Below are 14320 nucleotides of genomic sequence, written 5' to 3'. Positions count from 1 at the left end.
TTTCTACCAATGATGGTAAGGTGTAGGGAAGTATTTGTCAAAGTCTGAATTCCACTCCTGCTTTGATGCCGTATTCATAATTCCCATTTGTCGTATGCCGACATACCCTCCTTCTGCAAAAGCAGAAGTATATCGGTGGGACAATGGCATGAAAAATCCCCTCCGCAGACAAGATGATTTCGCTTGTCTGCCAGAAGGGGATGATCCGTCACAGAGTTGTATGTTAACTATGCAAAATCGATGATGAACCTGCCGATCCGCAACTATAACTTAGCCAATTCTTCCAGAATACGATCAAGCTGCTCCTGTGAGACACGCATCATGCTGTTATCACGAATTTGCTTGAGCGAAAACGGTTTCGCGATATGGATCAGCGCTCCGTTAAGTAAGTGGGGAGCGTGACGTTCCATCACCTCTGTCGCAAGCTCATCCATTAACAACTCGTGAAGCTTGCTCTTCTCGCTGTATGTTTCTCTGAACAGTACCGTGTTCTCGTAAGCGAAATGGTACGAGCCTGATCCGACCGTAATGAACAAACCTTCGGTGCTTTCTACAACCGAATGGATTCCTTCGACATTTTCCAAAGCGAGTCCGTCTTCCTTAACATTGGTCCTGGTGGCCCCTTTAAGCACAATCTCTGCAGTCGTATTCGCCGGAATCTCAGCCTCCACCTCGATCCGGGAGCCGCTGACTCTCCATCCGGCTTCGATCCGTCCGTACATCGATGCATGTGATGCTTTCGCGTGGGTCAACAGCGTTGAACCAAATAATGGCGCAATACGTATTCGTTTGAAAGCGGGAGCCGAAGAATTCATATCAAGTCCCGCCACCTTCCGGTACATCCAGTCCCCGATCGCCCCATAGGCGTAATGGTTGAAGGAGTTCATATCGTCACTCCAGAAGGAACCGTCCGGTTTAATGCTGTCCCAATGCTCCCAAATGGTCGTAGCTCCCTTGGAGACCGAATACAGCCAACCCGGATAGCTTTCCTGGAGAAGGAGCCGGACTGCTGTCGTATGGTAACCGCTGTTTGACAAGGCAAAACAAAGGTATGGCGTGCCGACAAATCCCGTGGTCAGGTGGTAACCGTTTTCGATAATCAGATTGTTGAGGTCCTCGGCGACACGGGCCTTGACACGTTCATCCACCAGATCGAACATCAATGCCAGCACATGCGCAGTCTGTGTCGGAGATGCAACTCTTCCCGTCTCTGTTACAAATTCAGCGCGAAATGCTTTCACAATGTTGTTGTACAGCTGATTGTATTGCTCTGCTTCTTCCGTATGTCCGAGCGCTTTGGCGGCATCCCGCACCAGCCGGGTGGAGTATGCGTAATAGGCCGTGGCAATCAGTGCCGTCGGCGTGGCCCCCACATAGCTGTCTTCCTTCGCGTCAAGCCCCAGCCAGTCGCCGAAATGAAAGCCGGTATTCCACAGGTACTCATTCTCCCCTTGCATCCGAACGTATTCCACCCAGCGTTTCATACTGTCATACTGCTCAGCTAGCAGCCTCAGGTCGCCATAATACTGGTACACGGTCCATGGACAAATTGACGGCGGCATCCCCCCAAGCGGAAGAATTTTCCCCGCCCACGATATCCGGAACGACAAACGGAATTCCACCGTCCTCATGCTGCTCTGCCTTCACGTCATGCAGCCATTTGGTAAAGAACGGAGCCCCCTGAAAATTAAACAATGCCGTGCTGATAAATACCTGGGCATCGCCGGTCCAGCCTAAACGCTCATCGCGCTGAGGACAGTCGGTCGGGACATCCACAAAGTTCCCCCGCTGTCCCCACCGGATATTGCGCTGCAGTTGGTTTACACGCTCGTCGGAGCATTCAAACTCACCGGCTGACGGCATATCGGAATGAATGACCTCCCCCTGAAAGGCATCCACTGGAAGCCCATTCTCCTGGCCAGGAAATCCTTCCACTTTAACATAACGGAAGCCCTGAAAAGTAAAGTGGGGAGCATAGCTCTCGATACCCTCGCCTTTTGCGGTATACTCGACTTTCTGTCCGGCCGAGCGGAGGTTTCCAAAATAAATATTGCCGTCCTTATCGAGGACTTCGGCATGGCGGAGAACGATGCGCGCACCGGCCGGGAACTGTGCCGTAAACCGCAAGCGGCCCACCATATTTTGTCCCATGTCCAGCACATGATCACCAGATGGGGTGACGAATGTTGATACTGGCCGAATGATTTCCGTAACCCGAATCGGCCAACTCTCCTGTGCCACCAGTTGATCGTAAGGCAGGTCGAGAATTTGTACGGAGCTCCAGTTATCATCATTAAACAGTGCGCTGCTCCATCCGTTTTGCTCAAGCTGTGCGTCATAAATTTCACCATGGTATATATTTGAATACCGTACCGGACCAAGTGAAGCTTTCCATGCCGGGTCCGTGCCCACCACAGTCTCTGTACCGTCTTCGTAGCTTATATGAAGCTGCATAAGGGCTGCGCGGTGATCCCCGTACATATAATTACGGCCCTCAAAGCCAAGGCCTCCTCTATACCATCCGTCACCGAGCATGACACCGATGGCGTTCCCGCCCTGCTTCAGCAGATCTGTTACATCATAGGTCTGATATTGGATACGATGATGATAACTGGTCCATCCCGGAGCGAGCAGATCTTCCGATACCTTCGAATCATTAATGAACAATTCATATACGCCTAGTCCGGTACCATAAACACGGGCTGACGAAACACCCTTCCGTACTTCAAACTCTCTGCGCAGCAGGAAAGCGGGCTGTACATCTCGCGGAATCTGCCCGGTATCCGGCGTAATCCACTTCGCCTGCCAGTCTTCGAGGCCCAGCAATCCTGTTTCAAGCACGGCCGGCATGCTCCAGTCCGATTCCTGACCGGCGGTGTCCCAGATTTTAGCACGGTACCTATAGCCGGTACATGCAGTAAGCTCAGGACCCGCATAGTCAATATGAATCGATTGATCCGATTCCACTCTTGCTGTATCCCAGATGGGCGATTCAAAATCTCCATTCGCACCGGTTACTTGTAACCGGTAAGCCTTTTGTATAGTTCCTCTGCGGCGGGATTGGATGATCCAACTGAAACGCGGTTTCCGCAGATCGGTACCAACGAGGTTCGTGCGGTATTCGCAGGTAATTTGAGCAATGCTAAGATTGGACATCTCGTTCATTCCCCTTTTCATTTCAAATGGTTGACCGTTATCCTTTTACCGCTCCAGCCGTCATGCCCGCTACGATTCGCTTATTAAAAATAAGAAACAATACGAGCGGCGGGATTGTGATCAAAAGAATATTCGCGAACAAAAGGTTATACTGCGTGACGTACTGGCTCTGGAAATTGTAGAGCGTTAACTGAACAGTTACATTATCCGAACCTGGCAGGAAGTAGAGAGGGTTTGTAAAATCATTGAAAATCGTTACTGAGGACAGCACAATGACGGTTGCCGTCACGGGCTGAAGCAGCGGCAGGATAATGCCGAAGAACAGCCGAATCCCGCCGCAGCCATCAATCACCGCGGCCTCGTCAAGCTCACGCGGAATGGCTGCCAGGAAACTTTTATACAGCAGTACGGCAAAGGGAAATCCTAATGCCACCTCAACGAGAATGAGACCGATCAGCGTTTTGAATATTCCCAAACTGTCCATGACCCAGATCGTGGGCACAATGGCAGGCGGAATTATGAGCCCTGCCAGGATTAAAAAATTAAATATCGGTGTCGCCCGATCCGTTCTGCGCTGCAGCACGTAACCGGCCATGGCGCAGAGGATTACTAAAACGGCTATGGATACTGCGGTTAAAACCGTACTGTTAAAGAAAGCTCTGATCAGCATATAATCACGCGCCGCGATGACGGTTTTGATGTTATCCCAGATGTGGAAGGACGAAGGGAGCGAAAGATTGAGCAGCGATGATTCTTGAACATCTTTGCTCGCATTGACGATGATGAAATAGAAAGGCACCCAGAATGCCACAATGGTAAACAAAATCCCCGCCGTTTCAAGGGCGAACTGTCTGATTTTCCTGCCTCTCACAAATCTACCTCCTTTCTGTTCAAATACGTATAGAGAGGAAACACCAGTGCGGTTACCACCACAAACAGAATGACATTGCCAGCCGTCGCAAGCCCGTAGAAGCCGCCTTGGTACTGTTTGTAAATAATGGAGGCTATCAAATCCGTGGTAAAGCCCGGTCCTCCCTTCGTCATCGCCCATACCAGATCAAAGGAACGCAGTCCCCCGATAAACGCCAGAATAATGACCGAATGGGTAGCGGGACGGCTCAGCGGGACGATGATATTCCAAAACTTGTGCCATGCGCTGCCACCATCGATCTGAAGCGCTTCGTAATATTCATAGGGAATGGACAAAATACCGGCGATATAGATGACCGTTGCAAATCCGACACCTTTCCAGACATCTACAAATGCGACCGACAGCAGCGCTATCCTGACATCTCCCAGCCAATCGGGACCCGCGATTCCCAGCCATGCGAGCGATGTGTTGATCATGCCCTGCGTGGGATGCATCATCATGCTGAACGCGATTCCGACTGCGATGGTACTGACGAGCGTAGGAAAAAATATGACTGACCGTAAATAGTCCTTAGTGCGGATTTTGGAGGTGAGCAGCACTCCCAGCAGGAGTCCCAGCACCACCTTCAACCCGCAGGTTATGACCGCATAAATCAAGGTGTTCTTGAAGCCAATGCTCAGCGATTGTTCATTAAAGAAGGTAATGAAATTTTCAAACCCGATAAACTCCCATTCGGTCAGCGTCCACCGGGTCAGGCTGAAGAAAAAGGACAGAACGGTCGGAAGGATAAATATGACGAGATAAATAATGGCTGCAGGCACCAAAAACAGATACGAATACGTGTGTTTAAATATTTTGTTCATGCCCGTCACTTTCGGGTCACCAGCCTTCAAGGCCAAGCTGCTTGGCCTGCTTTTCAACATCCTTGTCGTAGGCGGCTGCTCCTTCCGCTGCCGTCTTGATGCCGGCGCCAACCTCTACGGTGATTTGTTCCAGGCTCGGTCCTTTAACAGGGGATACGAATTCCAAAGCAGGCGCGGTTTTTCCCGTTTCAAAATAAGGCAGCATATCCTTAACGAGAGCCGGTACGTCCTCTGGAATCTGAGCCTCCTTGATCAGATAGGGTCCTGTTGGTTCGGACACCTCTGATACGACCTTGGTGCCTTCAACGGAAGCGATAAAAGCGAGGAATTTCTTCGCTTCTTCAATATGCTTGCTTTCCTTATAAATGTAGGCAGCTCCTGGCATCCAAATCGTCAATCCGTTCTGTGCTGCATCCTCTCCCGGCTGTGCAAAAAATCCAATATCATCCATGGCATCCGGATAGTTTTGCGCAATAGCCGGAGTTGCAAACGAAAGCATTGGATAATGAGCCCCTTTTCCCTCTGCAAGCATTTTCAGGCCTGTATCATAATTGGTTGCTACCAGATCCGTATTCATAAATCCTTTATCATGCAACTCCTGCAGTTTTTCAAAGCTTCTTAAAGCAGCCGGCGTATTTGCATAGCCCGCTTTATGGGCTGTAAAATCCTGTGCGAAATTGGGGGTCTCTGTCTGAACATTGTAAAAATCAGCCAGTACGACGAGCTGTGAAGTCCACGTGTCTTTATAAGTTCCAATGACAGGTGTAATACCTGCGGCTTTGATTTTTTCGTTATTCGCCATCAGCTCACTCCACGTTTTGGGAATGGACAGCCCAAGCTCGGCGTACACTTTTTTGTTGTAAAACCACCCTCCTGCGACGGTCGAGGAGGATGGGACGCCATATACCTTGCCCTGGTAGCTGACCGTCGGCTTGAACGAATCCATTACGTTGGCTTGAAACGGTTCATTGGTAAGATCCAGCAGATTCTTTTCCGGAGAAATCGCCTGCATCAGGGAACCGGAGTTATAGTAAAAGACATCTGTCATATCCCCTGTCGCCAGCCGTGTTTTAACGATATTGTCCCCTTCGGCACCACCAGGGCGGGTTTCCAGTTCAATCTTAATGTCAGGATTTTTCGCCTGGAAGGCCTCGATGTAGGCATTGGCTGTATTTACCGAATCTTGCGTATTATCCACAAGAAATGTAAGCGTAACTGCTTCAACCTCTCCGCTCCCGCTGCCTGAAGAATCAGAGCCGGGACCACCACAAGCCGCCAGAAGTCCGATCAGCAGCGTGATGCAGCTCAATAACGACAGAAACCTAATTGATTTGATCTCCATACAGTCATTCCTCCTGTTGATCTTTCATAATGTCAACTGCAGAACCGATGAATTCTGCTGAGCTTATTGTACGTTCAGGCAGAGGTTTAATGTAAGCGCTTTATTTTTAAGGTGGTGTCTGTTTTTTTTAGGTTTGCCGCGGCGACTTGAATCGAAGTGTAATGCGGGTACCGACATTTATGCGGCTTTGGATTTCGAGTGTGCTGTCCTCCCCGTAGAAAAGCACCAGCCGGTCCCGCACATTTCTTAGCCCATATCCTTGATCAGCCATGCCAATTTCCTCCATACCAACACCATCGTCTTCAACCTGAAAGACGACGTAGTCACCTTCGCTGTACCCGGTGAGATATATCGTTCCTTCTCCCAGCTTCGGTTCCAGGCCATGGTAAATCGCATTCTCTACAAGAGGCTGCAGAAGCAGCTTCAGCATTTGCATACCCATCAGCGGTTCCTCAACCGTCCTGACGTAGTGAAAGCGGTTATTGAACCTGATGTTCTGAATTTTCAGGAAGTGATCAATATGCTCAAGCTCCTTGAACACCGGAATGGTATCTTTGCCTTTATTCAGGCTGAGCTTGAAGCTTTCGGACAATGAAATGGCCACCTCGGCTATTTGAGTATTATTCTGCAGTAAAGCCATCCAATAGATCGAATCAAGCGTGTTATACAGAAAATGGGGTTTGATCTGGGACTGCAGCGCCCGCAGTTCAGCTTCCCGTTCTTTTAACTGGGAGTCAATAAGCCGCCGATTCAACTCTTCATGCTCAATCGCCATGCGCTTGAACGTTTCGCCAAGTATACCCACTTCATCCTGCGTGAAGTGTTCCGGGAAGCTCCGTGTGCCCTTTGTCCAATCCATCATCATTTTCTTCAATTGCATCAGCGGTCTGGTAATGGTGCCGGATATGAAATAGGAAAGCACCAGGGCGGTGGCGCCGATCAGAACGGCAAGAACAGTCGTTGCCCAACCTATACTGCGGGATTGCTTGAACAATTGCTTCGTTTGTACCAAATGCACAAAAGTCCAGTCCGCCGTCTGGTTCCGATAGGTGGTAATGAGGTATCCCTGGCCTGCGAGCCTTTCAAGCACTTCGCTGATATCCCCTTCCCCAAGAGCGATGGAGTCGGCATTACTGAACACCACTCTTACTGATCCAGGAGACGGATCAAGCGCCATATAAGACCCGTAATTCGTACTCTCATTAAAGATTTTATGAAAAATCGTGTTGGACACATTAATTACGATAAGCCCCATCGCCTTTCCAGCAGGATCGTCCGCATCCCGGAACAGCTTTACGGTCGAGAACGATTGACCTGACGTTCCGAAAATATCGGAATCGTAGAAGACGACCTTTCCTTTGGATTCATAGGCGCTCCGGTACCAATCCGATGCGGCTATTCTCTCTGCCTTTTCCTTGCCTTCATAGATACCGGCATCGTCCGAACGCCCCAGGCAGTACGTTTGGAAACGAAGATCGATCAGGCAGATGGAGGTGACAAACCGGGTATCCGTAAATCGGCTGCTGATAATCCGCTGCAGACGGCTCGACGTGCGCTCGCTTAAGCTGCCGGTCTGCACTGTCTTTTCAAGCATCTCATCACTGGTACGCAGAGCAGCCCTTATTTCTTCGTTAACAACTATGGATAAATGTAAATTATTGATATTCCGAAACAGTAAATCAGCCACCTCGCTGGATGTCGTCAGTTGACCCCTATTGCTCTTAGCGTTCAGGTCCAACAGTGTCTCTTTTGTAATATTGAAGGAAATATAACCCAACAGGAATAAGGAAGGAAGGGACAGTAAGATCATTGCCGTCAGAAACCGGCTTCGAATACGTTTGAACCGCAGCAGCTTGAGTAATGATTTTATTTTCATCCGAGGAGCCCTTCCTTAAGATCCAGTATGGTGGATATCGCGGTAACGGCCCGGCGTCATTCCAACATGCTTTTTAAAAATTTCACTAAAATGCCTGTAATTGCAGTAACCTACCTTCTCACTGGCTTCGTTCACTCTCATTCCTTCCTGAAGCAGCGCTTTTGCCCGCTCAATACGAAAGCTGGTCAAATATTTGATATAGGAGCTGCCTGTTTCTTCCTTAAAGAGCAGACTGAAATAAGCTGAATTTAAGCCAACCTGCTCCGCGAGTTCTTGAAGAGATAAATCATGACCATAACGCTCCTCAATAATGGTAAGCGCTTTCAAAATTGCGGGGTGTTTCTTTCTGATCCGTGCTTCCTCTATCCAGGCACACAGCTTTTCCATTCGTTCCAACATCCATTCAACCATCTCTTCTCTCGTGTCCAATGCGCTGAGTTCGCGATGCGGTGCCTCGCCGAAAATCCCCCTATTATACGGGGGTTCTTTGGCTGCCTCCATACCGATATAGACAAGCTTGAGCATTTCCCGCTCAATTTGGTCCGGGCTCAAAGTATCTGTTTGGGTCCACCTCTTGATTCGTTCAAACGCCTGCCCCAGCCCTTCGCGGTCCCCTCTACGCAAGCAGGAGAGCAGGCTTCCCTGCAACGTCGCCAGCTCTTCTGTCCGGACTTGCCCCTCCTTGACATCCTGAATCGTTATCCAGCCTTTTGTATGATGAAATTTGCCAAACCGTAATGCCCGCAGCGCTTCCCGGTAACTTTTGGGTGTATCTGTCAAGGAGGTGTATGTGCATCCTGAACTGAATACTGCTGCTGTGCGGCTGGCAAGCCGGCTCAGATGCTCAAATAATGAGGATGCGGGCAATTGGAAGTGAAAAATTACCGACAGGATTTCATCCCCATTCGTCACTTCAACTACCCGGTAGGAACTATCGATAGGGATTGCAGCACGCTCCGAAGAGAAAGCGGCCACTGTAACACCCAATACCTCGGTCCATTCCGCTCCAAAGCTTTCCCGCCATTTGCTGACGACTTTTTCGCCAAGCAAGAGCAGGTCCAGAGTTGCCTTTTCAAGCAGTTCCGCCTGACTGGCATTCCATTTGACCTGCATGGTGCTGTATGCCTGCCTGAGCCTGATTCGCTCAATCGCCTTTTGTACAGCCTTATCAATATTCGATACTGTGATCGGTTTTTCCAGATAATCAACGACTCCCAGCCCTATGGCACGCCTGACATATTCGAATTCATTGAAGCCGCTGAAAACGATAAACATGGCCTCAGGAGCTTCTGCGGCTGCGGTCTCGATGAGCTGCAGCCCATCCATGCCAGGCATTCGGATATCCGTGAGCACAATATCCGGTCGAATGTCGCGGAACATCTGCAGCGCCGACAGGCCATTGTCCGCCGTTCCAATCATTTCTATCCCGTACTGCCCCCAATCGATCATCGTTTTCAGGCCCTGCAGCACGATGTACTCATCATCGAACACTACGGCTTTGAGCATGCTCATCTCTCCCTTTCCACGATACCTGGAACTTATTCATTCGATTGTCATCCAGCTTTGTGGAACTATTATAACAAGTGAATCATAAATCGGATTGATCTAGAATTATAACGGGCGTTTTCTTGAGACAGAGAATCTGAAAGAAAAAAGGAGCCACATGGCCCCTCTTGATTTAAAAAATATAACATTATAATCGAACCGGACGGGTTATGGCCTCCTCCACCTTGATGCAGCGGTCCATGATGACGGTCATCCCATGCTCGCTAGCGATGGCAGCAGCCTCCTCGCTCACGATGCCAAGCTGCAGCCATAATGTCCGGGCATTGACCGCGGCCGCATCCCTGGCTACATCCGCACAGTATTCGCTGCGGCGGAATACGTTGACCAAATCGATTGGCTCGGGTACATCCTGCAATGACGCATAACAGGTTTCACCCAGGATCTTCTTGCCCGCTGCCGCCGGGTTGACCGGAATGATCCGGTAGCCTTTGCTCTGCATGGCCCCTGCAATCATATAGGAGGTACGGTCCGTTTTATCCGACAGACCCACCACTGCGATATTGCCCACCTGCTCCAAAATTCGCTTGATTTCCTCCCGTGACGGATTTTCAAATGCCATGGAAAATCCCCTCCTTCATCACTTATGCCGCAATATTATTTTACCCATTCCACATTGGCACCAAGCGCAGTCAAATGCTCAAAATATTGCGGATAGGACTTCGCCACATGGTGCGCATCACGGATGACAAGCGGCTGCTTCGCCCGCAGGCCGACCACTGTCAAAGCCATAATGACCCGGTGGTCGAAATGCGCGTTGATCTCCACTCCGCCTTCCACACCCTCCGGACGGCCGTGAACGATAATCTCCGCTTGCCGCTCCTCCACCTTCGCCCCTGCCTTCGCCAGTTCGGCCAAGTAATCCGTGATGCGGTCACATTCCTTGTAGCGCAGGTTCTCCACATTGTAAAAACGCGAGGTTCCCTCGGCAAAAACAGCCGCCGCTACCATGGCCAATACAGCATCTGTTGCCGCATCGCCGTCGAACTCCACCGCCTTCAGCTTGCCGTTGCCCTGCACGTGCACGGTATCGTGCTCATGTGTCAAGGGCACACCCATCATTTGCAGCACATCCACAATCGCCCGCTCTCCCTGCTTGCTGTTTACCATCAGCCGTTCAAGCGTCACATCCGACTGCGTTACGGCCGCCGCCGCAAGGATGGCGGCGCTTCCCGGGTAATCACCTTGCACCGTATAGCTCTGCGCCTGGTAAGACTGCCGGCCCGGCACCTTGAATGACATGTAGTCATCGCTCGCCTGGATCGTAATTCCGGCCTGCTCCAGCACCTCCAGCGTCTGGCCGATGACGACCTTGGACTTCAGGTCATTCAGCACTTCGATCTCGCTGTCCTCCTCCAGCAGCGGGGTCAGGAACAGCAAAGCGCTCAAATATTGCGAGCTGACCGAACCGGACACCTGGATCTTTCCGCCCTTCGGCTGCCCGCCCCTGATCCGGATGGGAAGCCGGCCCTGCTGATGTTCCACTTCCACACCGAGTTGTCCAAGCGCGTCAATCAGATCGTCATGCGGCCGCTTCCCAAGCGATTCCGGATATGTATTGACAAAGGTCACATCAGGCAGAAAGGACGCAATGCCCATGAGAAAACGGAGCACCGCCCCCGCGTTGCCCACATTTAGTTCGGACACGTGACGCGGATGGCGTCCGAAGCCTGTGATAACGATTTTCTCATCATCTTCTTCAAGCACGGCGCCCAAATCTTTAATGCAACGGCGCATCGCATCGCTGTCTTCGCTATGAGCAGGATAATAAATCGTGCTGGTGCCATCAGCCAGCGCGGCAGCCAGCAAATAGCGGGTGGTATAGTTTTTGGAGGACAGGGCTCCGAATTGTCCCTTCAGGGAAGATGCAGGTTTTACGATAACATCCATATCAATAAGCTCCTTCGATCTGATTTGGCGCAATGGCCACAGTCTGTATCCGTTGACAGCACGGCTTCCGCTTGTCTACACTGTTTATAGTGCGCTATGCTAATCATCATACGATTGCACAATCATTTAAGATAAATCCAAGGAAAAGAGGTCTCTCATATGAATCCGATCCCTCAAATTGAACCCTCCGAGCTCAGGCAGCGCCTTGAAGCGGGAGAGCACCTGAATCTGATTGACGTCCGGGAGGATGAAGAAGTGGCAGCCGGCATGATTCCGGGCGCCAGGCATATTCCCATGAATCAGATTCCGGCAAGACTGGAAGAAATCGACCCGGATCAGGAAGTCATCTTCATCTGCCGCAGCGGTTACCGCAGCGAGCGGGTCTGCGAATATCTGCAGCAGCACGGTTATGACAACTGCATCAATATGACCGGCGGTATGCTGCAGTGGAACGCGGAAGAATAACCGGCGGCGGCATTCGAACGCCAGGAGATGTCCCAAAAAGGCCAGTTGATTTGGACTGAACCATTTCCTCCTATCGCTGTTGTCCCCGAACTCGGGGACAACGGTGAACGTTATAGGTTCGCCTTTAAAAGCTTAGACGCGGTAATGCGCTAAAATTAATTCCGCTACTTCACCCGTTCCCACACCCGTCGTATCAATGGTGACGTGGGCAAATGAATAGGCATCCTTGCGCTCCTCCATAATCTTCCGCACCCGACCTTCCACATCGCCCGCCAGCAGCGGCCTGTCTGCCGATGAGCTGACCCGCTCCACGATGCTTTCCGCCCGGGCCGACAAGGCCACAACATAGCCGTTATCAAGCATTGCCCGGCAGTTTCCTTCTCGCAGCACGGCACCGCCGCCGGTGGCAATGACCTGCCCGCTGTCTTCCAGCACCTTGTGCAGTACGGCGGTCTCCGCATCTCTGAAGTAGGCTTCGCCTTCATTAGCGAAGATATCGGGTATGGTTCTTCCTTCCCGGCGCTCCAGCTCCGCGTCCAGATCCACCATGAGGTACCCCAGCTTGGCGGCAAGAAGGGTCCCGACGGTAGACTTTCCCGTTCCCATCATGCCGATCAGGATGAGGTTCCGGTTCTGAGCCGCATTTTTCACGTATGACACCCCTCTGATCTATCCATAAATTATATAAAATAAAAATATACAATAATCATAAACTTTCAAATATCATAACACAGGGCTGAAACTTTAGACAATCCAGGATATATGAGCAAATAAAAACCCGATGCAGCCTTGGTCTACCAGGCCGTATCGGGTTTTTAGATCAATGCAATAATCTCAGAACCACTGATGGTGGAAGACGCCTTCCTTATCCACACGCTGGAATGTATGGGCGCCGAAATAATCGCGCTGCGCCTGTAGCAGGTTCGCCGGGAGACGTTCTGTGCGGTAGCTGTCATAATAAGCCAGCGCGCTGGAGAAGCCAGGCACCGGAATACCGTGCGCAACAGCGGCGGAAATCACTTTGCGCCATGCGTCCTGGTACGTTTGCACGATATTTTTGAAGTACGGATCAAGCAGCAGATTTTTCAGCCCAGCGTCACGGTCGTAGGCATCCTTGATGTTTTGCAAAAACTGGGAGCGGATAATGCAGCCGCCGCGGAAAATCATGGCGATATTGCCGTATTTCAAATCCCAGCCGTACTCATCAGAAGCCGCACGCATTTGGGCGAAGCCTTGGGCATAAGATACAATTTTGCTGGCGAACAGCGCTTTGCGCACATTCTCTATAAACTCTTTTTTATCACCTTCGAAGGTGGCTGTCTGAGGGCCACTGAGCACCTTGCTGGCGGCGACACGCTCTTCCTTCATGGCAGACAGGAAGCGGGAGAATACCGATTCCGTAATCATGGACAACGGCACGCCCAGATCCAGGGCGCTTTGGCTTGTCCATTTGCCAGTACCCTTTTGGCCGGCGGAATCCAGAATGACATCCACCATCGGTTTGCCTGTTGCTTCATCGTATTTCGAGAAAATGTCGGCCGTAATTTCGATCAGGTAGCTGTCAAGCTCCCCTTTATTCCATTCCGTGAAAATTTCGTGCAGCTCTTCCGCACTCACATCCAGCACGGATTTCAGCAAATGGTATGCCTCGCAGATCAACTGCATGTCGCCATACTCAACGCCGTTGTGCACCATTTTTACGTAATGTCCTGCACCGTCAGGACCGATATATGTACAGCATGGGTCTCCGTTTACTTTCGCCGAAATGGCCGTCAAAATCGGTTTTACCAGCTCATAAGCACTTTCTTGTCCGCCCGGCATAATGGCCGGCCCCTTCAGGGCTCCTTCTTCACCGCCGGATACACCCGTGCCGATGAAACGGAGGCCTTTCTCCTCCAGCATTTTGCTGCGGCGCTGTGTATCAGGGAAATAGGCGTTGCCACCGTCAATAATGATATCGCCTTCATCCAGATGAGGAATAAGCTGTTCAATGGTTGCATCCGTCGCTTTGCCGGCCTGAACCATGATCAAAATTTGGCGGGGCGATTCCAGGGAAGCTACGAACTCCTCAATGGAAAAGGTTCCTGTCAGGTTCTTTCCTTCCGCTTCTTTTAACAGATCATGCGTTTTCTCGGGGGAACGGTTGTATACCGAGACACTGAAGCCTCTGCTCTCAATGTTCAGGGCCAGGTTTTTGCCCATTACAGCCAGACCAATAACACCAATTTGCTGTTTTGCCATCTGGTTCCTCATCCTTTGCAACATTATTTTGTGAAATCACGTACAACTATATT

At 50.7% G+C, this 14320-nt stretch carries 10 protein-coding genes and 1 pseudogene; 1 reads left to right on the top strand and 10 read right to left on the bottom strand.

All coding sequences use genetic code 11. The features are described 5' to 3' along the window. Positions 1-263: 263 nt before the first annotated feature. The 8 genes and pseudogenes from ACE5LO_RS03270 to aroA all read right to left on the bottom strand — a co-directional run bounded on the left by ACE5LO_RS03270 (position 264) and on the right by aroA (position 11561). Positions 264-3156 (bottom strand): annotated as a pseudogene (locus ACE5LO_RS03270) (family 78 glycoside hydrolase catalytic domain). A gap of 37 nt (positions 3157-3193) precedes the next feature. Further along, positions 3194-4027, bottom strand: coding sequence for a carbohydrate ABC transporter permease (locus ACE5LO_RS03265; RefSeq protein ID WP_375518639.1), 834 nt, complete (start codon positions 4025-4027; stop codon positions 3194-3196). Beyond that, on the bottom strand, positions 4024-4890 hold the full coding sequence (locus ACE5LO_RS03260) for a carbohydrate ABC transporter permease (protein ID WP_375518783.1): 867 nt from the start codon (positions 4888-4890) through the stop codon (positions 4024-4026). The genes ACE5LO_RS03265 and ACE5LO_RS03260 overlap by 4 nt, the downstream gene beginning before the upstream one ends. Positions 4891-4906: 16 nt before the next feature. Next, positions 4907-6232 carry an ABC transporter substrate-binding protein gene (locus ACE5LO_RS03255; protein WP_375518638.1) on the bottom strand — a complete coding sequence of 442 codons (1326 nt, stop codon included), beginning with the start codon at positions 6230-6232 and terminating at the stop codon, positions 4907-4909. 127 nt (positions 6233-6359) lie between these two features. Next, positions 6360-8108, bottom strand: a complete 1749-nt coding sequence (locus ACE5LO_RS03250) for a cache domain-containing sensor histidine kinase (protein WP_375518637.1) — start codon at positions 8106-8108, stop codon at positions 6360-6362. A gap of 15 nt (positions 8109-8123) precedes the next feature. Next, entirely contained in the window at positions 8124-9614 is a 1491-nt protein-coding gene (locus ACE5LO_RS03245) for a response regulator (protein WP_375518636.1), read from the bottom strand. A 187-nt stretch (positions 9615-9801) separates the two neighbouring features. Then, complete coding sequence (locus ACE5LO_RS03240) at positions 9802-10233, bottom strand: CoA-binding protein (RefSeq protein ID WP_375518635.1); 432 nt, start codon at positions 10231-10233, stop codon at positions 9802-9804. A 35-nt stretch (positions 10234-10268) separates the two neighbouring features. Further along, positions 10269-11561, bottom strand: coding sequence for a 3-phosphoshikimate 1-carboxyvinyltransferase (aroA, locus tag ACE5LO_RS03235; protein ID WP_375518634.1), 1293 nt, complete (start codon positions 11559-11561; stop codon positions 10269-10271). 159 nt (positions 11562-11720) lie between these two features. On the opposite strand from aroA, the gene ACE5LO_RS03230 reads away from it, so the two are divergent. After that, positions 11721-12026, top strand: coding sequence for a rhodanese-like domain-containing protein (locus ACE5LO_RS03230; RefSeq protein ID WP_375518633.1), 306 nt, complete (start codon positions 11721-11723; stop codon positions 12024-12026). A gap of 132 nt (positions 12027-12158) precedes the next feature. On the opposite strand, the gene ACE5LO_RS03225 is transcribed toward ACE5LO_RS03230, so the two are convergent. Together ACE5LO_RS03225 and gnd are read right to left on the bottom strand one after the other, a co-directional pair. Then, the gene (locus tag ACE5LO_RS03225) at positions 12159-12677 is read right to left on the bottom strand and encodes a shikimate kinase (RefSeq protein WP_375518632.1); all 519 of its coding nucleotides are present in this window, start codon (positions 12675-12677) and stop codon (positions 12159-12161) included. Positions 12678-12860: 183 nt separating this feature from the next. Next, the gene (gene gnd, locus ACE5LO_RS03220; protein WP_375518631.1) at positions 12861-14267 is read right to left on the bottom strand and encodes an NADP-dependent phosphogluconate dehydrogenase; all 1407 of its coding nucleotides are present in this window, start codon (positions 14265-14267) and stop codon (positions 12861-12863) included. Between the last annotated feature and the right edge of the window lie 53 nt (positions 14268-14320).

It is taken from the genome of Paenibacillus medicaginis (genome assembly GCF_042138635.1).
GTDB lineage: Bacteria > Bacillota > Bacilli > Paenibacillales > Paenibacillaceae > Paenibacillus > Paenibacillus medicaginis.
This window is presented reverse-complemented; position numbering and strand designations above follow the sequence as displayed.